We start from the raw sequence: 25747 nt of genomic DNA, 5'->3' as shown, positions 1-25747 counted from the left end.
GGTGACATGATGTCGTGCGGCAGTAGCACCGAAACGCGGAGGTCGACGATGTCCGAGCTGGATGGCTCCAGCATCCTGCTCACCGGCGGGACCGGTTCGTTCGGCAAGGCGTTCATCACCTACGCCCTCGCCGAGCTGAACCCGCGACGGCTGGTCGTGCTCTCCCGCGACGAGCTCAAGCAGTACGAAGCGCGCCAGCAGTTCGACAACGACCCGCGGCTGCGCTGGTTCATCGGCGACATCCGGGACCGCCGCCGCCTCGAGCGCGCGATGCACGGCGTCGACTACGTGGTGCACGCCGCCGCGCTCAAGCAGGTCGACACGGGTGAGTACAACCCGTTCGAATTCGTGCAGACCAACGTCGTCGGCTCGCAGCACGTCATCGAGGCCGCGATCGACACCGGCGTGAAGAAGGTCGTCGCGCTGTCGACGGACAAGGCGTCCAGCCCGATCAACCTCTACGGCGCCACGAAACTGTGCGCCGACCGGATGTTCATCAGCGCGAACCACTACGCCGCGACGCATCCGACCAGGTTCTCCGTGGTCCGCTACGGCAACGTGATGGGCTCGCGGGGCAGCGTGATCCCGTTCTTCCGCGCGCTCGCGGCCAAGGGTGAGTCACTGCCGATCACGCACAAGGAGATGACCCGGTTCTGGATCACGCTCCCGCAAGCCGTGCAGTTCGTGATCGATTCGTTCGACCAGATGAACGGCGGCGAGCTGTACGTGCCGCGTATCCCGAGCATGCGGCTGGTCGATCTCGCGCAGGCGATCGCACCCGGTTCGCCGATGCACGAGGTCGGCATCCGCCCCGGCGAGAAGCTGCACGAGGAGATGATCGCCCCCGACGACGCCCGTCGCACCGTGCGGCTGAGCGACCGGTACGTCGTCCAGCCGCATATCGCGGGCTGGGGCTACGAACCGCCGACCGGCGGCGAGGCCGTGCCGGAGAATTTCGCCTACCGCTCGGACACCAACGACCTGTGGCTCGACGCGGACGAGCTGCGCGACCTGGTCGAGCAGTATGGGTGACTTCCTTCCCTACGGCCGTCAGTCCGTTTCGGACGAGGACATCGCCGCCGTCACCGAGGTGCTGCGCGGCGACTGGCTGACCACCGGCCCCGCCGTCACGCGTTTCGAAGAGGACCTCGCGGAACACACCGGTGGCACGCCCGCGGTGGCCGTCACGTCGGGCACGGCCGCGTTGCACGTCGCGTACGCGGCGGCCGGGATCGGACCTGACGACGAGGTCGTCACCTCGCCGATGACGTTCGTCGCCACCGCCGCGACGGCCGCGTTGCTCGGCGGCAAGGTCGTGTTCGCCGATGTCGAGGCGGACACGGGCAACCTCGACCCGGCGGCGGCTGCGGCGGCCGTCACCTCGCGCACCAAGGTCGTCGCGGCCGTGGACTACGCCGGTCACCCGGCCGAACTGGACGAGCTCGGCCGGATCGCGCACGACAACGGCGCGCTGCTGCTGGAGGACGCGGCGCATTCCGTCGGCGGCAGCTGGCAGGGCAGGCCGGTCGGCTCGCTCGCCGACCTCACGACGTTCTCCTTCTTCCCCACCAAGAACCTCACCACGGCCGAAGGCGGCGCGGTGGTCGCCGGTTCGGACGAGCTGCTGGCGCGCGCCCGCGGTTTCCGCAACCACGGGCTGGTGCGCGACAAGGCGGCGCAGCGGTATCCGGACGAAGGCGCGTGGCACCAGGAGGTGCACGAGTTCGGCCTGAACTACCGGCTCCCGGATGTGTTGTGCGCCTTGGGAAGCAGCCAGCTGCGGAGGCTCGCGGAGTTCAAGAAGCGGCGTGCCGAGATCCACGCGCGCTACACCGCCGCACTGTCCTCAGTGGACGGAGTGCTGACGCCTGCCGTGCGCGAAGGCGCCGACCCGGTGTGGCACCTGTACCCGCTGCGAGTCCTCGAAGGACGCCGCCGTGCGCTGTTCGATCACTTGCGCGCCAAGGGAATCGGCGTGCAGGTCAACTACATCCCCGCGTACTGGCACCCGGTGTTCGAGGACCTCGGGTACCGGCGCGGGATGTGCCCGAACGCGGAGCTGTACTACAGCCAGGAACTTTCGCTGCCGCTGTTCCCGGCGTTGACCGACGCCGATGTGGACCGCGTCATCGACGAGGTCCACGGCTTCTTCCGCTAGAGCCGACCGTGTCTTAGGTACGTCCCATCGATGCACGGGTGGCGGTTTCGCGTGACTGGACGGACGACACATGTGTTGGGATGAACGACACGCGTGACTGGGCGGACGACACGCGCCATAGCCCCGGCCGCAAGCGTGACGGCCATCCAGTCACGCGTGTCGTCCGTCGGATCACGTGTGTCGTCCACCAGGTCACGCGAGGCTAGATCAGGCCCCAGGTGAGCGCGGTGCCCTTCGGGACATCGGACGAGAAGGTGCGGCCGAGCACGTTCACGATCTCGGCGGGCGCCAGCCCGCCGGCGGGCCGGATCGACCGGACGTTCTCCCGCGTCACGGTGTCCCCGGCACGCACGTCTTCGACGACGTACAGGGAACGCCGCAGCCGCAGGCCTTCCTTCTCGCTCTCGCGCGGCCCGATCACGGCGGCGCCCAGCGCCTCCCACGCACGGTGCGATTCGGTGACCAGCGCGGCCAGTTCGGCGGGCTCCAGGGAGAACTCCGAGTCCACACCGCCGTCGCTCCTGGCCAGCGTCACGTGCTTCTCGATGGCGACGGCGCCGAGCGCGACGGCCGCGAGCGGGGCGCCGATGCCGGGCGTGTGGTCGGACAGGCCGACGAGCGTCCCCGTCACGCCCGCCAAGACAGGCAGGCCACGCAGGTTGCTCTCGCTGGGCGACGCCGGATAGCTCGCGGTGCAGCCGAGCACGATCAGCCGGTCGTTGCCCGCTTCACGTGCGGTCCGGACCGCCGCGTCGATCTCGGCGACGCTGGCCATCCCGGTCGAGATGATCAGCGGTTTGCCGGTCTTCGCGCACAGTTCGATCAGCGGCAGGTCGACGATCTCCGACGAGGCGATCTTGTACGCGGGCGCGTCCAGTGACTCCAGCAGCTCGACGGCGGTGGGGTCGAACGGGCTGGAGAAGATCTCCAGCCCGCGGGCGCGGGCACGTTCGAACAGCGGCTCGTGCCATTCCCACGGCGTGTGGGCGCGCTCGTAGAGCTTGTAGAGATTCTCGCCGCCCCACAGCGAATGCGAGTCGCTCACCCGGAATGCGGGGGCGTCGACGTCGATCGTGATGGTGTCCGGCCGGTAGGTCTGTAGTTTCACCGCCTGCGCGCCGGTTTCGGCGATCGCGTCGACGATCTCCAGCGCCCTGGCGAGCTCGCCGTTGTGGTTACCGGACATTTCGGCGATGACGAACGGCGGATGCCCGGCCCCGATGCGGTGCGCTCCGATCCGGACTTCCTGTGCTGACATGGACGAAACGCCTCCCTGACGACGGTCTGGTCAGGACACAGTCTTACGCAGCTTCCGGAAACCGTCGACGGCAGGCGCGGTCTCGGCGTACCCGGCCCGGTCGAAGAGCGCGGCCGACGCCGCGTTGTCCCGGTGCACGGCCGCGGTCACCACCCGCACGCGATGACCGGCGGTGAAGGCCCGCTCGCCCTCCGCCAGAACCGAAGCCGACAAGCCGCGGCCCCGGCTTTCCGGCGCGAGGGTGATGCTGACCTCCCAGACCCCCTCGTCCTCGCGGTCGAACCGGACGGTGCCGACCGGGACCCCGTCGAGTTCGACGACGTACAGCACCCTGTCCGGCGACGCCAGCACCCCCCGCAGCCACGCGGAATGCTCGTCGAGCGTGATCACCGCGGTCGAACGGGACGCCTGCCGGGTACGAGGGTCGTTCCGCCAGGCGAGCAGCAACCCGGCGTCGGCCTCCGTGGCCTCGCGAGCCAGCACGGATTACTGCGTCTGCTCGATGGTTTCGCGCTGGCGGTCTTCGATCCGGCGCAGCCGGTCCTCGTAGCGGGCGATCCCGGCGAGCCGGACGCGGATCTGGGCGTGCTGGCGCTGGATCTCCTGGATCAGGCTGCGCGCCTCGGCCAGCTCGGGCTTGTCCGCGTGCACCGGCAGCGACAGCGACTCGCGCAGATCCTCCAGCTGGGCCTCCTGGGCCGCGACGCTCGGGATCAGGCGGTCCAGCTCGGCGCGGGTCCAGCGCAAGTCGCCGCGGGCGTGCTCAAGGCCGCTCTCGGCGCCGTCGAGCCGTCGGCGGTGGTCCGCGGTGGCGTGTTCGAGGTCGTTGACGCGCCCGTTGAGGTCGCGAAGCCGCTCGTCGATCCGGAAGTCGATGAGCCGGGCGATCCGGCCGATCACGCCGCTACGGAGTTTCTGCACTGCCATGGGGTGTTCCTTCTCGGGATGGGCTGGCTGGGAGTTCAGCGCAGGAGTTCGGTTTCGCCGGTCTTCGTCCACGAGTCCAGCAGCCTGCCCTCGGCGGCGATGCGGTGCTCGGGTCCGACGATGCAGGAGTCGCCCGCGGCGTGCTCCCAGTGGGTCTGGGCCGGGTCGTCGATGAACGAGAACCCGGACAGGACCAGATTGGCGTGCGGGAACGACGTCCGCGCGATCCACGCGGCGAGGGTCCCGGTGGTCGACCACAGGCCCTCTTCGCGGCTCGGCAGCCCGAGCGCGTCGGACAGCGGCAGGACGACCTCACGGTTCGGCACCGGCACGTAGCCGAGGTCTCCGGGCCACCAGCCCGGGATGTCTTCGGGCTCCCAGTGCATCCGGCCCGGCTCGACCAGCAGGTAGAGCCGTTTGCGGTAGTCACGGAAGACGTGCTTGGTGGCGCGGACGGCGCGGTTGAACACCACGACGTGCACCCGGCTCCCGACCGTTTCGGGGCCGCCCGGCTCGTCCACGACGAAGCCGTTGACGCGGATCACGAGGTCACAAGCGTCGATGGCCTTCGCTCGCCGAGGGTCCGGCGGAAGCGGCTGATTCCCGACCACGGCCACCGAACGGGGCTCCGGCCGGTCGGCGTATGCGGCGAGCAGATTGACCATCAGGCTCGCGTCGCCGAGTGCAGCAGTCATGAGGGCAGAAAGTACCAGCACACGCACCGCGTTCGGGTGCGAATCCGACGGTAGCGTTCCGTGGTCGGGACGGGGCGCCCCAGGCATCATCGGCCCCATCGGTACCCTCGTTCCCGTGCATGCCACCAGCACGGTTCACGCCGCCGACGGTGCTGCGCCGACCTCGGTTCCGCCGATTTCGGACAGCAAGACCTTTTCGCGCGCGTTCGCCGACATCAAGACCGGTTTCGCCGCCAAAGAGCTGTGGGGACACCTCGGCTGGCAGGACATCAAGCAGCGCTATCGCCGCTCGGTGATCGGCCCGTTCTGGATCACCATCAGCCAGGGCGTCATCGCGCTCGGCCTGGGGCTTCTGTACTCACAGTTGTTCAACCTGCCGACGGCGACGTTCCTTCCCTACATCAGCACCGGGTTCATCATCTGGGGCTTCATCAGCGGCTGCCTGTCCGAGGGCATGGAGACCTTCATCTCCAACGAAGGGCTGATCAAACAGCTCCCGGCACCGCTTTCGGTGTACGTGCTGCGGACGGTCTGGCGCCAGACGCTGATGCTGGCGCACAACCTGATCGTCTACGTGATCGTGGTCGCGATCTTCTTCACCAGCCTGGACCAGCCGTACGCGATGAGCGGCGCGTGCGTCGACGGCTCGCTGTGCCACCCGGGGCTCGGCTGGTACTCGCTGAGCGCGATCCCCGGCATCCTCGTGCTCGCGCTGAACGCCGGCTGGGTCACCCTGCTGCTGGGCATCATCTCGACGCGCTACCGCGACATCCCGCAGGTGATCAACTCGCTCATCCAGCTGCTCTTCTACATGACGCCGATCGTCTGGCCGATCGACCAGCTGATGGCGGGTGGCGCCCGTGACGGCGTTTCGTGGGCCCTGCCGTACGTCTACGGCAACCCGCTCTTCCACTTCATCCAGATCGTGCGCGCACCGTTGATCGGCCAGGCCGTCAGCCTCAACAGCTGGTACGTGGTGCTCGGCATCACCGTCGTCGGCTGGGGTCTCGCGCTGGTCGCGATGCGCAATTACCGTTCCCGCGTCTCCTATTGGGTGTGACAGATGGTCAGCATTGATGTGCACAACGCCTACGTCGACTTCCCCATTTTCGACGCGAAGACCCGCTCCATGAAGAAGAAGGTGCTGGGCAAGGTCGGCGGCAAGATCGGCACCGAAAGCAAGGTGCCGATCATCGAAGCCCTGCACGACGTGAGCCTCCAGCTCCGCGAAGGCGACCGTGTCGGCCTCGTCGGCCACAACGGCGCCGGGAAGTCGACGCTGCTGCGGCTGCTGTCCGGGATCTACGAGCCCACCCGTGGTTCGGCGAAGATCTCCGGCAAGATCGCGCCGGTCTTCGACCTCGGCATCGGCATGGACCCGGAGATCTCCGGGATGGAGAACATCATCATCCGCGGCCTGTTCCTCGGGATGACCGCGAAGCAGATGGAAGCCCGCGTCGACGACATCGCGGAGTTCACCGAACTCGGCGACTACCTGCAGATGCCGCTGCGGACCTACTCGACCGGTATGCGGGTGCGCCTGGCGCTGGGCGTGGTCACCTCGATCGACCCGGAGATCCTGATCCTCGACGAGGGCATCGGCGCGGTCGACGCGGCGTTCCTCAACAAGGCGAAGGACCGGCTCAAGGACCTCGTGAAGCGCTCGGGCATCCTGGTGTTCGCCAGCCACTCGGACGAGTTCCTCTTCGAGCTCTGCGACTCCGCGATCTGGATGGACGAGGGGCACGTCAAGCAGCGCGGTTCGCTGCGCGAGGTGCTCACCGGCTACAAGGGGCGCGACCCGTTCGAGAACATGAGCAAGGAGACGCTGGAGCGGTTCGGTATCGAACCCGAGCCGGTGGCGACGACGAACGGTGGCCAAGGATGACCAGCGAGACCCGGCAGTTGCCCGAAGGCGCCGTCGTCGGCGTAGTCGTCACGCGCCATCGACGGGAACTGCTCGCGGACTCGCTCAAGGTGATCGCCGCGCAGACCCGGCCGGTCGACCACCTCGTCGTGGTCGACAACGGGCCGGACAAGTCGGCGCGGGACATCGTCGAGAACTACCCGCTTCCCTTCACGTACCTGCCTTCGCACCGCAACCTCGGCGGTGCGGGCGGGTTCGCGCTCGGCATGTTGCACGCGCTTTCCCTTGGCGCGGACTGGATCTGGCTGGCCGACGACGACGGCCGTCCCGCCGACGAGAACGTCCTCGCGATCCTGCTGGAGGAGGCCGAGAAGCGCGATCTGGCCGAGATCTCCCCGGTGGTGTCCAACATCGACGCGCCGGACAAGCTCGCGTTCCCGTTGCGGCGCGGGCTGACCTGGAAGCGTTCGTCGTCGGAACTGGGCGTCGACTTCCTGCCGGGGATCGCCTCGCTGATGAACGGCGCGTTGTTCCGGGCGTCCACTTTGGACGTCGTCGGCGTGCCTGATCTGCGGCTGTTCTTCCGCGGTGACGAGGTCGAACTGCACCGGCGCCTGGTGCGTTCCGGGCTGCCGTTCGGCACCTCGCTCAAGACCGCGTACCTGCACCCGGACGGTTCGGACGAGTTCAAGCCGATGCTGGGTGGCCGGTTCCACGCGCAGGACCCGGAAAACGAGGTCAAGCGCTACTACACCTACCGCAACCGCGGATACCTGCTGTCCCAGCCGGGGATGCGCAAGATCGGCGCGCTCGAAGTGGTGCGGTTCGGCCTGTACTTCGTCGGGGTGAAGCGGGATCCGAAGGCCTTCCTGCAGTGGCTCAAGCTGGTTCGCCAGGGCCGCAAGGAGAAGTTCTACCGCTACTGAGATCCACGGAAAAAGGGCCCCTCGCTCGCACGAGGGGCCCTTTTCTTGCGTCTATTCGCCGATGACCGGCGGCGCGGTGCGCATGTCGGTCCCGAAGACCTCGTCGGGGTCGCCCTCGACGAGGTACGTCGGACGCTGGTGCTCGGTGTCCTCGTCCCCCTCCGACTGCTGGCCGCGGCCGCCCATGCCGCCGCCCATCCCCGGCCCGCCGCGACCGGCCGCGCCACCGCCGAGACCGCCCATACCGCGGCCGGCGGCCGCTTCGGCGGCACCGATACCGCCCGGACGGGCCGCGCCGGACGCGGAACCCGAACCGGGTGTGGAACCGCCGCCGCCACCGGGGCCGAACCCGCTTCCGCCGCCACCGCGGCCGGTCCGGCTGTTGTAGTCCGAGTCGCCCATGCCGCCGCCCATCATGGGCGGCGCCATCGGCATGGGGCTGATCGGCATCGCGGTGTTGTTGGGGCCGGGCGTGGTGATCGGCGCCGGGTTGTTCTGGAAGCCGGACGGCGTGGTGCCCGACGGAAGACTGCCGGATCCCGTGGTGCTGCCCGGACCGGGCAAGGTGGAGCCGTAGCCACCGCCACCGCCTCCACCACCGCCGCCGTTACCCCCGCCACCGCTGCCGGGCGGGATGTAGGTGTTGCCGGGGTTGTTGGAGCCGGGCGTGTTCGAACCGGGCGGCACCTGGTACGGCTGCGGCTTGCCCGGATCGTCGATACCGCCACCGCCGCCCTCGCCGAACTTCGGCGGCTCGGCGAACACCGGCTGCTTCGACGCGGCCTCGTACAAGGACTTGTCGTAGTTGTTCATGGCGGAGGCCGCCTGGGTGTGGGCCTCCAGGCTGTCCTTCTGTTTCTGGATGGACTTGTCGATGTTCTCGCTCATGTTGAACGGGTTCGACGTCAGCCACCCCCCGATCTCTTCCTTCCAGCTGAAGGGGATCGGTTTGGGCATCGTGTTCTTCACAGTGGAGGCCGCGGTGCCCTGGTCGTAGATCGTCTCGGAGGCGAGCTTGGCGTTCTGGGAGTTCGCCTCGGACCATTTGCTGAGGCTCTTGAAGTAGCCCTGCGCATTGCCCGCCGCGTCACCTTCCCAGGTGCCCTGCGAAGCGGCGACGGCCTCGTCCATCCTCCTCGAGAAGGTGTCGAAGGCCTTGTGGATCTCGTGGTACGCGGTCGAGACCTCGGAGACCTGTTCGACGTTCAGGTTGCTGTTGACGAACTGTTCGAGCCGCTCGTGGTCGTAACCGAGGTAGTCGCCGTTCGGTGGCTCGAGCCCCTCGACGTACTTGACGTCCTTGTTCTTGGTCAGCTCGTCGACGGTCTTGTCGCCGACCTCTTCGGACTGCTGCTGAGCCCTGCCCTGGGCGATCAACCGCTGGAAGATGCCGAACGGCCCGTCGTCGCCTTCGCCGCTGGCCTTGTCCCGGTAGTACTGGTCCCGGGCTTGGGGCGAGAGACCGGCGACGTACTCCTGCTCGGTCATCTGAGCCTTGTTGGTGGTCATCCTGGTCCCCCTAGCCCTTCGGAAGCTTCGGTTCGACGATGTCGGCGATCTTCTCCGCCATCCCGCACGACTTCTCCGGATCCGTGCTGACGACCACGAGGTCGACCCGCGCCGAGGCACTGATTTCGAGTGCCATCAGACAGCTGGCGGGAGGTTTCGGAACGAGCACGGCTTTGCGCCCGTTGACGTTGCCGGTGGTCTTGCCGTTCCCGCCGTCGACGACACCGTCGACACCCTGCTTGTCACGAACCCCGACACTGACGGTGACGCTGTCGGCCGCCGTCTGGGAGTCCTTGGTGAACTCGCAGACGCGGGCACCACCCACGTTCTCGGGAACGGGTGGCTCGAAAGTGCCGAACGACGCCAGATCGGCAGCGCCGACGAGCGAACACGGATCGATCGACGCGGGGTCGGCACCACCGGTGGCCGTCGTCGGGGCGGTGGACTCGCCGCCTTGCGCGGGCGACGACGGCGCCGCGGAGGGGGTGCCCGGTTTTTCGGTGGAACAGGCCGCGAGCACGAACGCGGCCGCGGTCAGCGGTACGAGGAGCAGCTTCTTCATTCCGCCTCAGTTCTTGAGCCGATCGAGCGCCTCGACCGTTTCGTGTTCTTTCTTCTCGTACTGGCCCGACGCGCGCAACAGCGCTTCTTCGGTATCCAGGACCACCTGGCGGAACTGACCGATCACCGCGCTCGCCGAATTGGCCGACTGGGCGGCACCCTTGTGGTCGTGGGCGGCGACGGCCCTGCCGTACGGGTGGTCGCCGAGTTGCGGCGCCTGGGAAAGGTGGACCGTCTTGCTTTCCAGGCTGTTGAGCTCTTTCGTCATGTCGCGCACCACTTTGAGAAGCGGCTCGACGCCTTTGGCGGTGATCTTGAAGCCGCCGCTCTTGGCTGCCGAGACCAGCTTCTGGGTCTCCGCGCTCACCTTGGCGACCGCGGCCGCGTTCAGGCCACCGGCCGCCACGTAACCAGCTGCCGCACCCAAGGCGGAGCCGATCGAAAAGTCCGGTGCCGCCTGTCCGCCGTCCGCTTCGAAAGCCATCGCCCGCCCCACTGCCTCGTCTGCTCGCCTGTGCGTATCGCCCGGCAGTCTACTAGCCGGGCACTCAGCGCGACGGTGATTCACCGATCGCCGAAGATCTCCGTAGCTGTGACGAAACGGGCGTCACCCCGGTTCCCCGTGGCTCAGAACTGCCCTTCGAGCTGGGCATACAGCTGCTGAGCGATCCTCGCGTTGTCGGCGGGAGCGTAGGTCAGCCAGCTTTGCCCGTCGGCCGCCTGACGCGAGGTCATCATGAAGCGGCCCGCTTCGGTGTCGAACCACGCCAGCGGCGGGAACAGCTGGCCGCCGCGGATGAACACGCTGAACTGGCCCACACGCGTCTTCGGCTTCTCGAAGATCCGCTCCACCTGCCGCAGCTGCGGATTCGACCCGTGCGACCGCGGCCCGCTGACGTTGGCGAAGGGGTCGTACGCGTCGTCGTTCCGGGGGCGCTTCGGCGCGCTCGCCGGCTTCGCGATGGTGACCGATTGACCGGGGCCTGCCGGGGTGAGCGGCAGCAGGTCGACGATCGACGCGACGATCGCGGTCGGCCTGGTCTCCTCGAACACGAGCAGGTTCTCGTCCTGGCGTACGACGACCGCGAACTGCCCGTTCGTCGCCGCCCTCGCGAGCAGCTGCTTGTCCTTGTCCAGCTGCGCGACCGCCCAGACGGCGAGCTGCGGATTGGCGAAGGTGGCGATCGCCAGCTCGACGTCCGCGTCGAGCCTGCCGCCGCGCATCAGGCCGCGGCCTTCGAGGTCGCGGAAGACGGCCTCGCGCACCATCGCGCGCTGATCGGTCGTCGTGCCGATGTGCGGGATCTCGAACGGGACGGGAGACGGCCCGAACCGGCCGTGTTCGAGCAGGATGTCCACCGCCGCCAGCGACAACGAAAACGAATGCGGCATCGCCATTTCCCCCCGCGGGTGTCTTGTCCGTCGGGATGAACGTAGTCCACGCGCCCGATACGCCCGCAGCGAACCCGCTTGCCCGGTTGTGATCACGGCTGCTGCCATGGATCCATGGCAGACCAGAAACCCGCGCTCGTCCTCCATCTCGCCACCGGCGGGGAGCCACTGCTCTTCGCGCTCACGACGGAAGAAACCGAACGGCTGACCAAGGATCTCTCGCATTTCGTCCGCACCGGTTCGGTGCAGACGATCCAGACGAGGGACGACTCCGAGGTGGCGATCAACTTCTCCCACGTCGCCGCCGCCTACATCGACGATCTGAACCGCAAGACGAGAGTGTTCGGGCTGCACTAGTTCCGGGGAGCCCCTACTTGAGTCGTCGAGGGCAGCAGGTGACCGGCCTCAGACGTCATGAAAGGGCCGTTCAGGACGAAAAACGTCCTGAACGGCCCTTTCATGACATTCGGTGAAGCGAAGCGCGCTTACAGCTCGTAAAGCCGCTTCCAGTTGTCCCGCGAGGTCAGCTCGGGCATGGCGCGCTTGTACTGCTCCTGCACCGCCGCGCCTTCCTTGCGGAGCCGCTGGATCACCTTCGCGCCCCGGCGCGCCAGGTCGAACATCTTCGCGCGGTCGTACGAGCGGACCCGCACGCCTTCCTGCGAAGCGTCGGTGACGACGGCGGTGTCGAAGGTCGCGACGTGCCACCAGTGGGCCTCGTCGATCGGGATCGCGCCGAGCGAGTGACGGCTGCGGCCGAGCACCCGGTCGAGGATCCGCTTGATCAGCACCAGCCGCTGCATGCTGGGCCGCGGCGCGCTGTTGATGATGCCGATGTCGTTCGACGCGATGCCCGGGACGTCGGTGGCCTTGTGCCGTTTGGTCTCGGGGTACTCGTCGCGGATCCGGCGGATCTCCTTCATCGCGGCGACGCCGCCGTCACGCAGGACCTCGGGCCCCTCGAGGAAGTCCTCGACGGCCTTGATCAGCGTGGCGGACAGGCCGTACTGCATGCCGAGCAGGTACCGGACCAGCTGCGCGATGAGCACGCGCGAGAGCAGGTTCAGGTTGAACGGCGAGTGCAGCGCGGCGGTGATGATCGAGTTCCGCAGGTTGAAGTAGCGGTGCCACTCGTCCCAGTCCTTCCAGTGGAAGTCGGCGTGCCAGACGCCGGCGCCCGGAAGGGTGACCGTGGGGAAGCCGTGCGCGCGGGCGCGGTAGCTGTACTCCGCGTCGTCCCACTGGAAGAAGAACGGCAGCGGGTAGCCCGTGGCCTTGACGACCTCGTACGGGATCAGGCACGACCACCAGCCGTTGTACCCGGCGTCGAGGCGGCGTTCCTGGCGGTTCGGCTTGAGGGTCTCCTCGTCGACGCCGAGCAGGTCGGCGGTCGAGAGCGAGTGCTGCACCGGCTGGCCGGGCTCCAGCGTGTTCAGCCGGGCGTATTCGGCGCCGACGTGCAGCTGGTTCGGATGCAGGAGGTTCAGCATCTGCCCGCCGACGATGACCGGGTTGACCGTGCGGTTGGAGAACGCGGTCATCCGGATCACCAGATCCGGCTCCAGCAGCACGTCGTCGTCCATGAACAGGACGTTCGCGTGCTCGGTCTCGGTGTGGCCGGCGACCTCGTAGAGGCCGCGGGTGAACCCGCCGGCACCGCCGAGGTTCGGCTGCTTGATGTAGTGCAGCTTGTCGCCGAGGTCCTTGGCGACCTGCTCGAAGCCGTCGCGCGACTCGACGAGGTCGGTGCCCTGGTCGGCGACGTAGATCGCGTCGAGCGTCTCCAGCGAGGAGACGTCGGCGGCGAGCGCCTGCAGGTTCGACAGGCAGTCGTCGGCGCGGTTCATCGTGCAGATGGTCACCGCGGTCGGGCGGATCTTCTCCGGCGCTTCGACCGTCCAGCGGACCTTCTCGACACGCAGCGACTGGCCGCCCTCGGTCTCGATGTCGAGCCAGAGCGCGCCGCCGTCGTAGAACTTGTCGAGCTTCGCGGTGAGCGTCACCTTCTGCTGCTTCGCACCCGCGACGACCTCGGCGGCGACGACCCGCGGGTCGCCCTCGATGTCGGAGGCGCCGACGGACAGCTGGCCGTCACCGGTGACGACGGCCTCGACCTGGACCTCGGTCACGTCGGTCCAGCGCTGCCAGTAGCTGGCGGGGAACCGGCCGAAGTACGTGTTGCCGGACACCTTCGACGCGGGCTCGATGGAGATGCCCCCGCGCTCGCGCACGGCGGTACCCCACTCGAGTTCGGCGTAGAGGTCCTTGCTGACGATGGGGGCCGGGCCGGCGTAGAGCCCGCGCTGCGCGGTGAGACGGCCCTGCGGGGTGCGTTCCGCGAAGCGGGTGTCGTCGACAGTGCTCACCATGGCGCTCGGGGCCTCTCCGGTGACGGCGGCTTTACCGGGCATGAATCCTCAGTTCTCCTCTGTGCTGGTGGCGGTGGCGCGGGGCTCACGGAAGACGACCCACTTGAGCATGACGAAGTTGATCACGGTCGCGGTTGCCTGCGAGACGACCCAGCCGAAGGTGGCCTTCCAGGCCGACTCCGGCAGGACGTGCAGCATCGTGCGGTTGACGCCGACGGCCACGAGGAACGTCACGGCGTACAAGAGCACGAAGCTACCGATCTGACGCGCGCCCTCCTGGCGTCCACCGGCGAAGGTGAACTTGCGGTTCAGGAAGAAGGCGGTCGTGGTGCCCACGATGAAGCTGAGCGCGCGGGCGATGTCCACCCACGGCGTCGCGTCCATTCCGAGGGCACGAAGCCCCTGGTAGACGCCGAAATCGACCAGGGCGCAGAAGCCGCCGATGAGGCCGAAGCGGATGAGCTGCCCGAGCAGCCCAGGGGAGGACGGCGCTGCTGCCGTCACGCCGGCTTTCGGGTCGGTCGCCACCACTGCTCTACCTCATAAACTGCTGGGGCTGATGCGCAAAGTGTAGAAGCGAGCACTTCAGGGTCACGTTCCGGGCAGTGTTCGGCGTGGTTACCCTGGTCGGCGTGACCCAAGCACCCGAGACACAGCGGCAGTCGCTCATGGGCTGGGCGAGGACGTCGCCGAGTATCGCGAACGTCCTGAGCACCCCCGACGTGGAAGCCATCGCCCGCGCGGTGACGCGGGCCGGGGAACGCGGGGTCATCGCGCGTGGTCTCGGCCGCTCGTACGGCGACCCGGCGCAGAACGCGGGCGGCCTGGTCGTGGACATGACCGCGCTGGACCGCATCCACTCGATCGACCCGGATTCCGGCATCGTCGATCTCGACGCCGGGGTCAGCCTCGACAAGCTGATGCGCGAGGGCCTCCCCTACGGCCTGTGGGTCCCGGTGCTCCCGGGTACGCGCCAGGTGACCATCGGCGGCGCGATCGCCAACGACATCCACGGCAAGAACCACCACTCGGCGGGCAGCTTCGGCAACCACGTGGTGTCGATGGACCTGGTCACCGCCGACGGGCAGGTGCGCACGATCACGCCGGACGGCCCCGACGCGGAGCTGTTCTGGGCGACCGTGGCGGGCATCGGCCTGACCGGCATCATCGTCCGCGCCAAGATCCGGATGACGAAGACGGAGACGGCCTACTTCAAGGCCGACATCCAGCGCACCGCGAACCTCGACGAGACGCTGGCGCTGGTCACCGACGGTTCCGAGGACAACTACACGTACTCCTCCGGCTGGTTCGACTCGATCTCCAGGGGCGCGAAGCTCGGCCGCGCCGCCTTCCAGCGCGGCTCGCTCGCCAAACTGGACGAACTGCCGCCCAAGCTGCGGGCCGACCCGCTCAAGTTCAACCCGGGCACCCTGGCGACCCTGCCGGACGTGTTCCCGAACGGGCTGGCGAACAAGCTGTCGTTCTCCGCGATCGGCGAGCTGTACTACCGCAAGACCGCGAAGAACGCGCGTGACCAGATCCAGAGCCTGACCGCCTTCTACCACCCGCTCGACCTGTTCGGCGAGTGGAACCGGGCGTACGGCTCCAAGGGTTTCCTGCAGTACCAGTTCAGCACGCCGCTGAACGCGCACGAGCCGCTGCGCCGGATCATCCAGAAGGTCGCCGACTCCGGGCACGTGTCGTTCCTCAACGTGTTCAAGCAGATGGGCGAGGGCAACGCGGCGCCGCTGTCGTTCCCGCACCCCGGCTGGATGGTCTGCCTCGACTTCCCGATCAAGGACGGGCTGAGCCGGTTCTGCCAGGAACTCGACGAGGACGTGCTCGCCCTCGGCGGCCGTCTGTACACGGCGAAGGACTCGCGCACCTCCGCGGAGAACTTCGCGAAGATGTACCCGCGGCTCGAGGAATGGCGCAAGGTCCGCGCTTCCGTAGACCCCGAAGGCGTTTTCGCCTCTGACATGTCCCGAAGGTTGGAACTGTGATCGACGCTGTGGGCAACCCCCAGTCCCTGCTGCTGCTCGGCGGCACCTCCGACATCGCGCTCGCGATCGCGGAGAAGTACCTGTCCGAGAAGCCGCTTCGGGTCGTGCTGGCCGGACGGCAGTCGCCGCGGCTCGACGCGGCCGCTCAGCGCCTGAAGGACAAGGGCGCCGAAGTGTCCACCGTCGACTTCGACGCGAAGGCGCTGGACACCCACCCCGGCGTGCTCGACAAGGCCTTCGAGGGTGGCGACATCGACGTCACCGTCGTCGCGTTCGGCCTGCTCGGCGACCAGGAAGAGCTGTGGCAGGACCACGCGAAGGCCGTCGAGGCGGCGACCGTGAACTACACGGCCGCGGTGTCCGTCGGAGTCGCGCTGTCGAACAAGCTCAAGACGCAGGGACACGGCAAGGTCATCGCGCTGTCCTCGGTCGCCGGTGAGCGGGTCCGCCGGTCGAATTTCGTCTACGGCTCCTCCAAGGCCGGTTTCGACGGCTTCTACCTGGGCCTCGGCGAGGCGCTGGCGGAGTTCGGCGTGCAGATCACCGTCGTCCGGTCCGGCCAGGTCCGGACCAAGATGACCGAAGGCCTCAAGGACGCCCCGCTGACGGTGGACGTCGAGCAGGTCGCCGAGACCGCCGTCGCCGCCTCGCGCGCCGGCAAGGAACTGGTGTGGTCGCCCGCGCCGTTCCGGCTGGTCATGTCGGCGCTGCGGCACATCCCCCGGCCGATCTTCCGGAAGCTGCCGATCTAAGGAATGAACCTCGGCTATCCGCTCGGGGCCGCGTCACAGGCCCTGCCTTCACTGCGCCCGGGCGAACGGCTGCTGTGGGCCGCGTACGGCCGGACGCTGAACTACGACGTGCGCGGCCTCGACCCCTGGGGTGTGCCGAAGAAGAGCGTGCTGAGCAAGCTCGGCTCGGGCGCGGCGAACTTCGCCGGGGACATGGTCGGCGCGGCGCTGGGCGGGGGCGACGACAGCGGCCGGTCGAATCCGCCGTCGCCGCAGGTCATCGTGCTCGGCGAGCAGGGCGGCCTCGCGCACGCGGCGGTGCGGGGGTTGTCCACCAGCGGATCGCTCGCACGGCTGTGGGCGCTCACCAGCGCGCGGCTGCTGGTGCTGGAGAAGGCCGTCACGCCGGAGAAGCCCTCGGAGAAGTCGTTCCTGTCGAAGGCGATCGGCTTCGGCAAGGACATCGCCGCGATCATGACCACGAAGACCTACGGCGAGAACGCGGCGGGCGTCCCGATCGCGCGACACGAGATGGTGCCGTGCGCCGAGATCCCGCGCCAGTCGATCGCCGGGTTCGCCGTCGCCGAGCACGGCAAGAAGCGGCGCCCGTGTCTCCGCGCGTCCTTTGTGGACGGATCGGGGATGGATTTCCTGTTCGACTGCGACGATCCCCGGCAGTTCGCCTGGCTCCACTCGGTGACGGTGAGCTGATGGAGAACACGCTTCCGATGGCGAAGTCCGTCGACGAGATCGTCGAACGGGAACTGCACCGGTTCTGGCTCGCGCCCGGTGAACGCCTGATCATCGGCTGCCCGCCCGCGCACGGCTACGTGGGTCTCGTGCTGGACGGCGAGCTCACGCTGCCCTATTCGGCGTCGCGGGAAACCCCCGCGGTGACCGGGAAGACGCGGTGGCCGCTGCCCGCTTCGGACGTCCTCCAAGGCGACTGGACCGACGACCCGACGATCGCGTACTGGGTCGTCGCGCGGACCGCGGACCAGACCGCCGTGCGGCTCGCGGACCATCTCGCGGGAGGCAAGGGCGAGGCGCGGCTGACGCTTTCGGATCGGCGGCTGGCCGTCGTGTACCCGGCGCGGCTGCTGGAGGGCGAGGATCCCGCGCAGCCGTTCCGGACCTTCGAGGAGATGCCGTCGGGGGTGGTGCGTTCGGTCTCCGCGCTCTACTTGGGACGGAGTTTCCCGCCACGCCCGGTGCTCCAGTTCGTCTTCGCGGACGGGTCCGTGGTCTACCAGCGGGACATGCTGGCCGTCACGAAGGCCGACCGGGCCCGTTCCCGCCGCTGACCCCTCGCATTTCGTCCTCTGAATGCGGTAGTTCGCGATGCCAACTACCGCATTCAGAGGACGAAACGCGGGGGTTAGCGGGCCGGGAGGAGGTACAGGCTTTGCGTGCCCATCCACGGCGAGTGGATGGTCCAGGTCGCCAGGGCGTTCGCGGGCGGGGCCTTGCTGGTGGTGGCCAGCACCAGATCCGGCGTCGCGGGCGGGACGCTGTGGTCGAAGAACCGGAAGTTCGCCGCCAGCAGCGCCTTCCCCAGCTCGCTGCTGCGGTTCTTCGTCTCGATGATCGCCGGGTCGACGGAGCCGCGGTCGGAGAACTGGTCGACGATGTCGCAATCGCAGGAGTACGCGAGCGCGCCGACCTCGCCCGCGCTCTCCACCTTGCGTCCCTTGGTCAGTTCGGCCAGTTGCGAGCCGATCGCGCGGTATTCGTCCGACGCGGCGTGATTGCTGGTGATGGGCGCGAACCGCCGCGGCAGTTCGGGAGCGGCGTAGGCGACGGCGCTCGTCAGCAGGAACGCGCCCGCGAGGATCCCCGCCCCGAGCCGGGCCCGGCCGGGTACCGCGCAGGCCGCGGCGGCGAGGAAGACCGTCGCGCCGATGATGCTGGGCGCGTAGTACCAGTGGTACGGCGGAACGTTCAGCCAGCAATAGGCCAGATAGTGCGCCGCGCCGGCGATGGCGAGGGTCGCGAACGGCAGCAGGCGCTTCGCCCGCTCCGAGCCGCGCCGGAAATGGAACGTCCACAGCAGACCGGCGAGCGCGCCGATCACGAGCGGCAGGAAGGAAAGGGTCGCCGCCACCGGGAAGTTGCGCCAGTACAGCAGCGGGCCGTTGGTGAAGCTGAACGGTCCCCACGAACGCTGCATGATCTTGATGACCAGGGTGTCCGGCACCGCCGAACCCAGCACCAGCCAGCTGAACCCGAACCACGGCAGCATCACCGCGAGCGCGGCGAACGTCATCCGCCAGATGCCCACCCAGAATTCGCGGCGTCCGAGGAACAGCACGAACGCGATCAGCAGCAGATCGATCCGGATCAGCGCGATCAGGCCGATCATCGCGCCCGCGGCGGCGGGCAGCCGTTCGTGCAGGAACACCATCGTCCAGACGACGGCCGCCGCGCCGAGGGCGACTTCGAGGCCGACCGACGACAGCAGCAGCGGGTTCACCAGCAGCAGGCACAGCGCGAGCGGGGCGAACCCACGCGAGAGGCCGGTCGCGGCGCCGATCCGGCGGAGGCCGAGGACGAGCGCCACCTGGCTCGCGACGAAGACGATCCCGGCGGCGAAGACGGCGTCTCGCACGATGAAGGTGACGAGCGCCAGCACGAGGACGTTCAGCGGCGACGTCGCGGTGTTGGCGGTGCCTTCTTCGATCAGGCCCCAGTGGCCGTGGAAGGCGAGGTTCTTCGCGTACGAGAGCGTGATGTACGTGTCGTCGATCAAATGCCCGCTGACCAGCACGAACACCAGGGCCGACGCCACCGCCGCCCCGGCCGGGAGCACCCAGGGTCGGGTAAGGACGGCGGCTCCCGGCAGCGCACCGGAAGCCTGGGGCAGATCAGCGGAGGCGCTTCGCATCACGAACACCGTACACGGTGCCGTGATGATTCCGTTATCTACCCGCCGTGGCGCTGGTCACGCCAGCCGGGGCCGTCACGGAAGTCGCGGTCCATGCCATGACCGCCTGGGCCACGGTGTTCACGGGAGAAACCGGGCCGGTCGCCGTCGCGGGAAGCCAGTCCGACAGCGGTACCGATGATGCCGCCACCGAGGACGAAGCCGAGTACGCCGACCGCGACCAGCTGAGTCGCGCGGTGCCCGGCGAAGCGGCGGAAACCGCCCTTCGCGGGCGGAGCCTGCTGCGCCGGGACCCAGCCCGGCGGCGGGCCCGCGGGGGCGGCGGCCGGGGTCTCGGCGGGTTTCTCGGCGGCGGGCTGCTCGACCGTCTTGTCCTCGTCTTCGGACGGCCGCTGCTGGTCGGTCATCTTTCGCTCCTCAGGCTGATGGGGGCGGGCTGTGTGCCCGCCCCCATCACCGAGGATGCGTGCGCTTCCTATGGATGCGCTGTGTGTGAGCTGTCGAATCAGAGATAGAACGACAGGAACAGCGTGATGACCCAGCTCGCGCCGAGCACCTGGAGCACGCGGTCCTTGAGCGCGATCTCCTCCGGCTCGCCCGCGTTGCCGCCGTCGACGTCGACGGCGTAGCGCAGGACGGCCACCACGAACGGCACCATCGAGACGACCGCCCAGACCGAGTCGTGCTCGACCTGGCGGATCTCGAAGGCCCACAGGCAGTAGGACATGATCAGGATCGCCGCGGACGTCGCCCAGACGAACCGCAGGTAGCTCGCCGAGTACTTCTTGAGCGAAGACCGGATCTTCGCCCCGGTGCGCTCGAAGAGCATGATCTCGGCGTAGCGCTTGCCCGCCACCATGAACAGCGAGCCGAACGCGGTGACCAGCAGGAACCACTGCGAAAGCGCGATACCGGCGGCCACACCACCGGCGATCGACCGCATCAGGAAGCCCGAGCCGACGATGGCCAGATCGACCACCGGCTGGTGCTTGAGCCCGAAGCAGTAGCCGAGCTGGACAGCCTCGTAGACCGCCAGCACGACCGCGAGCTGCCAGCTGGCGAAGAACGAGATGCCGAGGCCGGCGGCGAAGAACACGCCCGCCGCGACGAACGCCACCGGCACCGGCACGATCCCGGCCGCGATCGGCCGGTTCCGCTTGGTCGGGTGCGCCCGGTCGGCCTCGACGTCGATCGCGTCGTTGATGAGATAGACCGAGGAGGCCACCAGCGAGAACGCCGCGAAGGCGATCAGCGCGGCGATCAGCAGGCCGGTCCGGTCCGTCGACTTCGAAAAGGCGAAGAACGGTGCGGCGAACACCAGCACGTTCTTCACCCACTGGCGCGGGCGTGCCGTTTTGATGATGCCGCCGACGAGACCGCCGGCGACCTTCTTTCCTTCGGCGGCCTCGGCCACGGGTTCTACGTCGTCAGGCTTGGAATCGGCCTTCTCGGTCGTTTCACTCATCGTCGCTTCAGCTTCCTACGTATCAAGCCGCCGACTACGCCCCCAAGGGCCGCTCCGGCCAGAACGTCGGTCGGGTAGTGGACGCCGAGCACGAGCCGGGAGGCCAGCATCGGCGGTACCAGGGCCGGGACCAGGTTACGCCCGGTCAATCCGGAGTAGAGCACCGCCGCCGCCGTAGTCGAGGTCGCGTGCGAGGACGGGAAGCTCAGCTTGCTCGGCGTGGAGACCAGGACCTCGACGCTCGGGTGGTCCGGTCGCGGCCGCCTGACCACGCGTTTCACCGCGATGGACGCGGCGTGCGCGCCGACGACGCCCGCCGCCGCGACCAGCCAGTCCTTGCGGCGCTTCTTGTCGACCGCGGCCCCGACGAGCCCCAGCGCGAACCAGCCCGCGCTGTGCTCGCCGAAGTGCGAAAGACCGCGTGCCGCCTTCACCGTGACGTCGCTCTTCAGGACGCCCTGGGCCTTGGCCAGGACGGCTACCTCACCCGTGGGTGCGCCCTTCTCAAGCATCGAGGGACCCGTCCAGAGGCGCGCCATCGGTCAGGTGCGGCGCGATCTTGTTGTCGAACGCGGACAGCGCCGAACCGATGGCCATGTGCATGTCGAGGTACTTGTAGGTACCGAGACGGCCGCCGAACAGCACGTTCTTGTTCTTGGCCTCGGCCTTCGCCAGCTCGCGGTAGGCCTCGAGCTTCTCGCGGTTCTCCGGGGTGTTGATCGGGTAGTACGGCTCGTCGGCCTCGCCGGCGAAGCGGGAGTACTCGCGGAACACGACCGTCTTGTCGTTCGGGTAGTGCTTGCGCTCCGGGTGGAAGTGCCGGAACTCGATGATCCGGGTGTAGGGCACTTCTTCGTCGTTGTAGTTGACGACCGAGGCGCCCTGGAAGTCACCGGTCTCGACGACCTCGGACTCGAAGTCCACCGTGCGCCAGGTGAAGCGGCCCGCGGAGTAGTCGAAGTAGCGGTCCAGCGGCCCGGTGTAGACGGTCGGGGTGCCGGCGGGGATGTGCTCGCGGACGTCGAAGTAGTCGACGTTCAGCCGCACCTCGATGTTCTCGTGCTCCGCCATCTTCTCGAGCCACGCGGTGTAGCCGTCGACCGGCAGACCCTCGTAGGTGTCGTTGAAGTAGCGGTTGTCGAAGGTGTAGCGGACCGGCAGCCGCGTGATGATGTCGGCGCCGAGGTTCTTCGGGTCGTTCTCCCACTGCTTGGCCGTGTAGCCGCGGATGAACGCCTCGTAGAGCGGGCGGCCGATCAGCGAGATGGCCTTTTCCTCGAGGTTCTGCGCGTTCGCGGTCTCGAACTCCGACGCCTGCTTGGCGATCAGCTCGCGGGCCTCGTCCGGCGTGTGCGACTTGCCGAAGAACTGGTTGATCAGCGCCAGGTTCATCGGCAGCGGGTACACCTGACCCTGGTACTTGCCGAACACCCGGTGCTGGTAGTTCGTGAAGTCGGTGAAGCGGTTGACGTACTCCCACACACGCTTGTTGGAGGTGTGGAACAGGTGCGCACCGTAGCGGTGCACCTCGATCCCGGTCTCGGGCTCGGCCTCGGAGTAGGCGTTGCCACCGATGTGGTGACGCCGCTCCAGCACGAGGACCTTCTTGCCGAGCTCGGCCGCGGCCCGTTCGGCGACGGTCAGCCCGAAGAATCCGGACCCGACCACGATGAGGTCGTAGCCGGTGAAATCGGCTTCAGTAATCTTGTCGGGGTTCGTGTGCGCGCTCACGGGCGTCGAGGGTACGCACGTCGACTCCGTGCCCTGCAGCGAGCACCGGTTTTCACCTTCGACAGACACATTTAGGAAGCAGTGCCTACTCCGGACACCTTCTGGTCGTATTTCGGTGCGACCCTCACCTACCTGGCCGTCCTCGCGGTCCCCGGCGGGCTCGTCGGCCGTGCCGCCGGCCTGCGTGGCTGGGCCCTGGCGGGGCTGGCCCCGCTGCTGTCCTACACGGTAACCGGACTGGCCGGTCCGTGGCTGGCACTCGCGGGCGTGTCGTACAACCCCCTGACCGTGGCGGCCGTCACGGCCTTGCTCGCCGGGATCGGCTTCGGCCTCCGCAAGCTGGGACAGAGCCGCGGCTGGATCAAGCCGGGCGCCGAGGAACCGCCGACGAAGTGGCACCCGCGCGCGCACTACGCCGTCGCGGCCTGCGTCGCGCTGGCCGTCGGCATCTCGATCCTCGTGGTGCTCTCGGCCCGCGGCGGCACGACGGCGGTGTTCCAGCGCTGGGACACCGTGTTCCACGCGAACGGCATCCGCTACATCGCCGAGACCGGCGACGGCTCGCTGACCGGGATGGGCACCATCAACTGGTACCCGGACGGCTCGTTCTACCCGAACGCGTATCACCTGGTCGGCTCGCTCGTGTACTCGATCTCGGGCACGACCATCCCGGTCACGCTGAACGCCATCACCATGCCGGTCGCCGGGATCTTCGCGCTGTCGATGGTCGCCCTGATCCGCCAGCTCGGCGGGCGCGCGGTGTTCGCGGGCTGCACGGCGCTGGTGGCCGCCGCGGCCACCACCGGCGCGTACGAGTCGGTGTCCAGCGGGCTGTTGCCGTTCGCGCTGGGGATCGTGCTGACGCCGCTGGCCGTGGTCGCGCTGGCCCGCTTCCTCGCGCGGCCCGGCCTCGACACCGGTTACGTGCTCGCACTGACCGCGGTCGGCCTGCTGGCGGCGCATTCGTCGGCCCTGTTCGGCGCGCTGCTGTTCGCCTTCCCGCTGGTGGTGCAGCGCTGGTACCGCGCGCTGCGGCACAAGCCGCTCGACGGCGTTCCCGAGGGGCGCGGCGGCTGGCGGGTCATCGGCGGCGACGTCGTCAAGATGGTGCCGGTGATGGCGGGCAGCGGGCTGCTCGCGGCACCGCACATCCTCGGCGCCCTGAAATTCACTTCGGGTTCATACCCTTATTACGCGTGGGGCTCGGACCTGCCGGTGCTGAAGTCGCTGGGGCTGCTGGTGACCTTCCGGCAGGTGCTGAGCGCGCCGCAGGTGTGGCTGACGGTGCTGCTGGTGATCGGCGTGCTGAGCCTGTTCCGGCTCGGGCGGATGCGCTGGGTGGGGCTTTCGGCGATCGGCTTCTCGGCGCTGTTCGTATTGGTCGCCTCGTTCGGCGCCGAACCGTGGGTGATCTCGCTGTCGCGGCCGTGGTGGAACGACCGGTACCGGCTGATGGCGCTCGCCGCGATCCCGCTGTGCCTGCTCGCCGGGCACGGGATGGCGGAGCTGCAGCGCTGGTTCGCGAAGTGGGCGAGCGGCCGGTCCTGGGTGAAGAGCCGTCCCGCGCTGCCCGCCAGGCTGGGGCTGGCGACCGCCGTGTTCGTCGTGGCCGCGTCGGCCGTGCTGACCAAGGGTTTCTACACCGAGTCGAACGCGCACGCGGTGTCGTTCCTGTACTACAACGGGCCCGAGGGCGAGGTCACGCCGCCGGTCAGCGCCGACGAACTGGCCGCGATGAACGAGCTGACCAAGATGAACATCGGACCGGACGAGAAGGTGCTCAACGAGCGCTTCGACGGGACTGCGTGGCTGTACGCGATCACCGGGATCCACCCGGTCGCCGGGCACTACGACCCGGGCGTGCCGCCGCCGGACGCGAAGTACCTGGCGCTGCACTTCCGCGACTACGACACCGACCCCGAGGTGCGGGCCGCGGTGCGGCGGCTGAACATCAAGCACGTGCTGATCGGGAGCACCCCGATCAAGATCGGCGAACCGCCGGCGCCGGGGCTGCGGGATCTGGACGGGCTGGGTTTCCTGCGGAAGGACTTCTCCAACGCGGGCGCTTCGATCTACACGCTGACTCGCTGACGGCTGCTTCGCGCGGCCCACGCGTGCTAGGAACGGTCCTTTCCTTGCGAAATTTGCAAGGAAAGGACCGTTCATTGCATCGGGCGATCCACAGATAAAAGGCTCGCGTGGTCGCGGACTGCCCCTGCCGCGACCACGCGAGCCTTTCGTCCCCCATTCACCCCCGGGGTGACCCATGAGGGGCAGCCGTCGTCGGCCACACCCACTCGCTGTACTTGTTCTTCAGACGACTACTGGGCGGAACCGGTTTACCCGGCTCGCCAACGTCACCCGATCGGCCTAAGAGCTTCTTCCCTGGAGTACCGGGAGTACGTCGCTCACGACCTCTTCGAGCGTCGACTCGCGGCCGACGTAGTAATCGCCGGACCTCGGCCAATGCGTGACGATGTCGGTGAACCCGAGCTCACCGGCCCGTCCGGCCGCGTCGGTGAACGCGCCCACGCTCTCGAGGGAGAAGACCGGCGCCGCGTCGAGGCTCAGGAACCGCTGCACGCTCGCCTTGTCCCGGCCCACGGCGTCGAGTCGCTCGTCGAAGGTCTTCACGAGCTCCGCGACCCCCTTCCACCACTCGTCCTGGGTATCCGCCTTGACGCCGGTGGTGGCCCAGCCCGCGCCGAACCGCGCGGCGAGCGTCATCGTGCGGGGGCCGTTCGCGGCCACGAGGAACGGCAGCCGCGGCCGCTGCACGCAGCCCGGCAGGTTCCGCGCGCCCTTGGCCCGGTAGTACTCGCCCTCGAAGTCGAAGCCGTCGGTCATCAAGAGCCCGTCGAGCGCTTCGACGAACTCGGCGAAACGGTCCGTGCGCTGCTTGACCGACAGTTCGGGACCGTCGAGCACGGTGGCGTCGTAGTTGGTGTTCGGGACGCCCGCGCCGACGCCGAGGATGAAGCGGCCGTCGGAGATGTCGTCGAGGGTGGTCAGCTCGCGGGTGAACGGCACGGGATGCCGGGCGACCGGCGAAGCCACGAAGGTGCCCAGTCTGATCCGCGACGTCACCATCGCGGCCGCCGTCAACGTCGGCATCGCACTGAACCACGGGCCGTCGACGAGGGTCCGCCAGCCGAGGTGGTCGTACGTCCAAGCGTGGTCGAAGCCGTACTCCTCGGCGGCCCGCCATTTCGGCTCGGCCGCCCACCAACGATCTTCCGGAAGGATCACGATGCCTACGCGCACACCGGGA

General features: G+C 68.3%; 27 protein-coding genes. 11 read left to right on the top strand and 16 right to left on the bottom strand.

Annotated elements, in window-relative coordinates; all coding sequences use genetic code 11:
• Positions 1–48 precede the first annotated feature (48 nt).
• On the top strand, positions 49–1032 hold the full coding sequence (gene pseB / locus AB8M46_RS12885) for a UDP-N-acetylglucosamine 4,6-dehydratase (inverting) (RefSeq protein ID WP_038507572.1): 984 nt from the start codon (positions 49–51) through the stop codon (positions 1030–1032).
• The gene (locus AB8M46_RS12880; RefSeq protein ID WP_394360361.1) at positions 1025–2158 is read left to right on the top strand and encodes a DegT/DnrJ/EryC1/StrS family aminotransferase; all 1134 of its coding nucleotides are present in this window, start codon (positions 1025–1027) and stop codon (positions 2156–2158) included. The genes pseB and AB8M46_RS12880 overlap by 8 nt, the downstream gene beginning before the upstream one ends.
• Before the next feature lie 202 nt (positions 2159–2360).
• Here the strand turns inward: AB8M46_RS12880 and pseI are convergent, their stop codons facing one another.
• Genes pseI through AB8M46_RS12860 form a run of 4 tightly spaced genes read right to left on the bottom strand, consistent with a single transcriptional unit; the run spans position 2361 to position 5008 of the window.
• On the bottom strand, positions 2361–3416 hold the full coding sequence (gene pseI, locus AB8M46_RS12875) for a pseudaminic acid synthase (protein WP_038507566.1): 1056 nt from the start codon (positions 3414–3416) through the stop codon (positions 2361–2363).
• A 30-nt stretch (positions 3417–3446) separates the two neighbouring features.
• Positions 3447–3899: a GNAT family N-acetyltransferase gene (locus AB8M46_RS12870; protein WP_394360360.1), complete on the bottom strand. Its 453-nt coding sequence runs from the start codon at positions 3897–3899 to the stop codon at positions 3447–3449.
• Between the two features lie 3 nt (positions 3900–3902).
• Positions 3903–4343 carry a hypothetical protein gene (locus AB8M46_RS12865; RefSeq protein ID WP_038507561.1) on the bottom strand — a complete coding sequence of 147 codons (441 nt, stop codon included), beginning with the start codon at positions 4341–4343 and terminating at the stop codon, positions 3903–3905.
• Positions 4344–4378: 35 nt separating this feature from the next.
• Positions 4379–5008 carry a hypothetical protein gene (locus AB8M46_RS12860; RefSeq protein ID WP_037333414.1) on the bottom strand — a complete coding sequence of 210 codons (630 nt, stop codon included), beginning with the start codon at positions 5006–5008 and terminating at the stop codon, positions 4379–4381.
• A gap of 145 nt (positions 5009–5153) precedes the next feature.
• Here AB8M46_RS12860 and AB8M46_RS12855 point away from each other — a divergent pair, with 145 nt between their 5' ends.
• The 3 genes from AB8M46_RS12855 to AB8M46_RS12845 are packed head-to-tail and all read left to right on the top strand — an operon-like array spanning position 5154 to position 7831.
• The gene (locus tag AB8M46_RS12855; RefSeq protein ID WP_394360359.1) at positions 5154–6098 is read left to right on the top strand and encodes an ABC transporter permease; all 945 of its coding nucleotides are present in this window, start codon (positions 5154–5156) and stop codon (positions 6096–6098) included.
• A 3-nt stretch (positions 6099–6101) separates the two neighbouring features.
• Positions 6102–6926, top strand: coding sequence for an ABC transporter ATP-binding protein (locus AB8M46_RS12850; RefSeq protein ID WP_037333420.1), 825 nt, complete (start codon positions 6102–6104; stop codon positions 6924–6926).
• Positions 6923–7831 (top strand): glycosyltransferase, encoded by a 909-nt coding sequence (locus AB8M46_RS12845; protein WP_037333422.1) that lies wholly within the window; start codon positions 6923–6925, stop codon positions 7829–7831. Before AB8M46_RS12850 ends, AB8M46_RS12845 begins: the two co-directional genes overlap by 4 nt.
• Before the next feature lie 51 nt (positions 7832–7882).
• Here AB8M46_RS12845 and AB8M46_RS12840 read toward each other — a convergent pair whose 3' ends face one another.
• From AB8M46_RS12840 to AB8M46_RS12825, 4 genes are all read right to left on the bottom strand, one after another.
• Positions 7883–9340: a hypothetical protein gene (locus tag AB8M46_RS12840; protein WP_394360358.1), complete on the bottom strand. Its 1458-nt coding sequence runs from the start codon at positions 9338–9340 to the stop codon at positions 7883–7885.
• A 10-nt stretch (positions 9341–9350) separates the two neighbouring features.
• Complete coding sequence (locus AB8M46_RS12835) at positions 9351–9902, bottom strand: DUF3558 domain-containing protein (RefSeq protein ID WP_037333427.1); 552 nt, start codon at positions 9900–9902, stop codon at positions 9351–9353.
• Positions 9903–9908: 6 nt separating this feature from the next.
• Complete coding sequence (locus AB8M46_RS12830) at positions 9909–10385, bottom strand: hypothetical protein (RefSeq protein WP_235213195.1); 477 nt, start codon at positions 10383–10385, stop codon at positions 9909–9911.
• A 143-nt stretch (positions 10386–10528) separates the two neighbouring features.
• On the bottom strand, positions 10529–11293 hold the full coding sequence (locus tag AB8M46_RS12825) for an ESX secretion-associated protein EspG (RefSeq protein WP_378428415.1): 765 nt from the start codon (positions 11291–11293) through the stop codon (positions 10529–10531).
• 114 nt (positions 11294–11407) lie between these two features.
• Between AB8M46_RS12825 and AB8M46_RS12820 the strand changes: the two genes are divergently transcribed.
• Positions 11408–11650: a hypothetical protein gene (locus AB8M46_RS12820; protein ID WP_016330689.1), complete on the top strand. Its 243-nt coding sequence runs from the start codon at positions 11408–11410 to the stop codon at positions 11648–11650.
• 128 nt (positions 11651–11778) lie between these two features.
• On the opposite strand, the gene AB8M46_RS12815 is transcribed toward AB8M46_RS12820, so the two are convergent.
• On the bottom strand, positions 11779–13704 hold the full coding sequence (locus tag AB8M46_RS12815; RefSeq protein ID WP_016330687.1) for a glycosyltransferase: 1926 nt from the start codon (positions 13702–13704) through the stop codon (positions 11779–11781).
• 6 nt (positions 13705–13710) lie between these two features.
• On the bottom strand, positions 13711–14193 hold the full coding sequence (locus tag AB8M46_RS12810; protein WP_037333430.1) for a GtrA family protein: 483 nt from the start codon (positions 14191–14193) through the stop codon (positions 13711–13713).
• A gap of 101 nt (positions 14194–14294) precedes the next feature.
• Here AB8M46_RS12810 and AB8M46_RS12805 point away from each other — a divergent pair, with 101 nt between their 5' ends.
• From AB8M46_RS12805 to AB8M46_RS12790, 4 genes are read left to right on the top strand one after another with little or no spacing between them, the layout of a single operon-like run.
• On the top strand, positions 14295–15665 hold the full coding sequence (locus AB8M46_RS12805; protein WP_125731647.1) for an FAD-binding oxidoreductase: 1371 nt from the start codon (positions 14295–14297) through the stop codon (positions 15663–15665).
• Positions 15662–16417, top strand: coding sequence for a decaprenylphospho-beta-D-erythro-pentofuranosid-2-ulose 2-reductase (locus AB8M46_RS12800; RefSeq protein ID WP_125731645.1), 756 nt, complete (start codon positions 15662–15664; stop codon positions 16415–16417). Before AB8M46_RS12805 ends, AB8M46_RS12800 begins: the two co-directional genes overlap by 4 nt.
• Positions 16418–16420: 3 nt before the next feature.
• Positions 16421–17107, top strand: coding sequence for a hypothetical protein (locus AB8M46_RS12795; RefSeq protein ID WP_037333435.1), 687 nt, complete (start codon positions 16421–16423; stop codon positions 17105–17107).
• On the top strand, positions 17107–17700 hold the full coding sequence (locus AB8M46_RS12790) for a hypothetical protein (RefSeq protein WP_037333438.1): 594 nt from the start codon (positions 17107–17109) through the stop codon (positions 17698–17700). The genes AB8M46_RS12795 and AB8M46_RS12790 overlap by 1 nt, the downstream gene beginning before the upstream one ends.
• Before the next feature lie 74 nt (positions 17701–17774).
• Here the strand turns inward: AB8M46_RS12790 and AB8M46_RS12785 are convergent, their stop codons facing one another.
• From AB8M46_RS12785 to glf, 5 genes are all read right to left on the bottom strand, one after another.
• A complete protein-coding gene (locus AB8M46_RS12785) occupies positions 17775–19280 on the bottom strand; it encodes a hypothetical protein (protein ID WP_394360357.1) in 1506 nt (501 codons plus the stop codon).
• A gap of 38 nt (positions 19281–19318) precedes the next feature.
• A complete protein-coding gene (locus tag AB8M46_RS12780; protein WP_073846051.1) occupies positions 19319–19687 on the bottom strand; it encodes a hypothetical protein in 369 nt (122 codons plus the stop codon).
• 98 nt (positions 19688–19785) lie between these two features.
• Positions 19786–20745: a decaprenyl-phosphate phosphoribosyltransferase gene (locus AB8M46_RS12775; protein WP_037333443.1), complete on the bottom strand. Its 960-nt coding sequence runs from the start codon at positions 20743–20745 to the stop codon at positions 19786–19788.
• Positions 20742–21257, bottom strand: a complete 516-nt coding sequence (locus AB8M46_RS12770; protein WP_037333445.1) for a phosphatase PAP2 family protein — start codon at positions 21255–21257, stop codon at positions 20742–20744. Before AB8M46_RS12770 ends, AB8M46_RS12775 begins: the two co-directional genes overlap by 4 nt.
• Positions 21250–22476, bottom strand: a complete 1227-nt coding sequence (glf, locus tag AB8M46_RS12765) for a UDP-galactopyranose mutase (protein WP_394360356.1) — start codon at positions 22474–22476, stop codon at positions 21250–21252. Before glf ends, AB8M46_RS12770 begins: the two co-directional genes overlap by 8 nt.
• Before the next feature lie 81 nt (positions 22477–22557).
• On the opposite strand from glf, the gene AB8M46_RS12760 reads away from it, so the two are divergent.
• Complete coding sequence (locus AB8M46_RS12760; RefSeq protein ID WP_394360355.1) at positions 22558–24567, top strand: DUF6541 family protein; 2010 nt, start codon at positions 22558–22560, stop codon at positions 24565–24567.
• Positions 24568–24846: 279 nt separating this feature from the next.
• On the opposite strand, the gene AB8M46_RS12755 is transcribed toward AB8M46_RS12760, so the two are convergent.
• Positions 24847–25740 carry an LLM class flavin-dependent oxidoreductase gene (locus AB8M46_RS12755; protein WP_038507518.1) on the bottom strand — a complete coding sequence of 298 codons (894 nt, stop codon included), beginning with the start codon at positions 25738–25740 and terminating at the stop codon, positions 24847–24849.
• Positions 25741–25747: the final 7 nt, after the last annotated feature.

Origin of the sequence: Amycolatopsis sp. SB7-3 (assembly GCF_041021335.1) — a bacterium.
GTDB classification, from domain to species: Bacteria; Actinomycetota; Actinomycetes; order Mycobacteriales; family Pseudonocardiaceae; genus Amycolatopsis; species Amycolatopsis japonica.
Note: the sequence above shows the minus strand (reverse complement) of the source record. Positions and strands in the feature narration are given on the sequence as shown.

Excerpts from the sequence above, each read along its gene's own strand:
- AB8M46_RS12770 (WP_037333445.1), bottom strand. The coding sequence starts at position 21,257 with ATGCTTGAGAAGGGCGCACCCACGGGTGAGGTAGCCGTCCTGGCCAAG.
- AB8M46_RS12835 (WP_037333427.1), bottom strand. The coding sequence starts at position 9,902 with ATGAAGAAGCTGCTCCTCGTACCGCTGACCGCGGCCGCGTTCGTGCTC.
- AB8M46_RS12845 (WP_037333422.1), top strand. The coding sequence starts at position 6,923 with ATGACCAGCGAGACCCGGCAGTTGCCCGAAGGCGCCGTCGTCGGCGTA.
- AB8M46_RS12865 (WP_038507561.1), bottom strand. The coding sequence starts at position 4,343 with ATGGCAGTGCAGAAACTCCGTAGCGGCGTGATCGGCCGGATCGCCCGG.
- AB8M46_RS12815 (WP_016330687.1), bottom strand. The coding sequence starts at position 13,704 with ATGCCCGGTAAAGCCGCCGTCACCGGAGAGGCCCCGAGCGCCATGGTG.
- AB8M46_RS12860 (WP_037333414.1), bottom strand. The coding sequence starts at position 5,008 with ATGGTCAATCTGCTCGCCGCATACGCCGACCGGCCGGAGCCCCGTTCG.
- AB8M46_RS12775 (WP_037333443.1), bottom strand. The coding sequence starts at position 20,745 with ATGAGTGAAACGACCGAGAAGGCCGATTCCAAGCCTGACGACGTAGAA.
- pseB (WP_038507572.1), top strand. The coding sequence starts at position 49 with ATGTCCGAGCTGGATGGCTCCAGCATCCTGCTCACCGGCGGGACCGGT.
- AB8M46_RS12795 (WP_037333435.1), top strand. The coding sequence starts at position 16,421 with ATGAACCTCGGCTATCCGCTCGGGGCCGCGTCACAGGCCCTGCCTTCA.
- AB8M46_RS12830 (WP_235213195.1), bottom strand. The coding sequence starts at position 10,385 with ATGGCTTTCGAAGCGGACGGCGGACAGGCGGCACCGGACTTTTCGATC.
- AB8M46_RS12850 (WP_037333420.1), top strand. The coding sequence starts at position 6,102 with ATGGTCAGCATTGATGTGCACAACGCCTACGTCGACTTCCCCATTTTC.
- AB8M46_RS12880 (WP_394360361.1), top strand. The coding sequence starts at position 1,025 with ATGGGTGACTTCCTTCCCTACGGCCGTCAGTCCGTTTCGGACGAGGAC.
- AB8M46_RS12790 (WP_037333438.1), top strand. The coding sequence starts at position 17,107 with ATGGAGAACACGCTTCCGATGGCGAAGTCCGTCGACGAGATCGTCGAA.
- AB8M46_RS12820 (WP_016330689.1), top strand. The coding sequence starts at position 11,408 with ATGGCAGACCAGAAACCCGCGCTCGTCCTCCATCTCGCCACCGGCGGG.
- AB8M46_RS12825 (WP_378428415.1), bottom strand. The coding sequence starts at position 11,293 with ATGCCGCATTCGTTTTCGTTGTCGCTGGCGGCGGTGGACATCCTGCTC.
- pseI (WP_038507566.1), bottom strand. The coding sequence starts at position 3,416 with ATGTCAGCACAGGAAGTCCGGATCGGAGCGCACCGCATCGGGGCCGGG.
- AB8M46_RS12785 (WP_394360357.1), bottom strand. The coding sequence starts at position 19,280 with ATGCGAAGCGCCTCCGCTGATCTGCCCCAGGCTTCCGGTGCGCTGCCG.
- AB8M46_RS12840 (WP_394360358.1), bottom strand. The coding sequence starts at position 9,340 with ATGACCACCAACAAGGCTCAGATGACCGAGCAGGAGTACGTCGCCGGT.
- AB8M46_RS12780 (WP_073846051.1), bottom strand. The coding sequence starts at position 19,687 with ATGACCGACCAGCAGCGGCCGTCCGAAGACGAGGACAAGACGGTCGAG.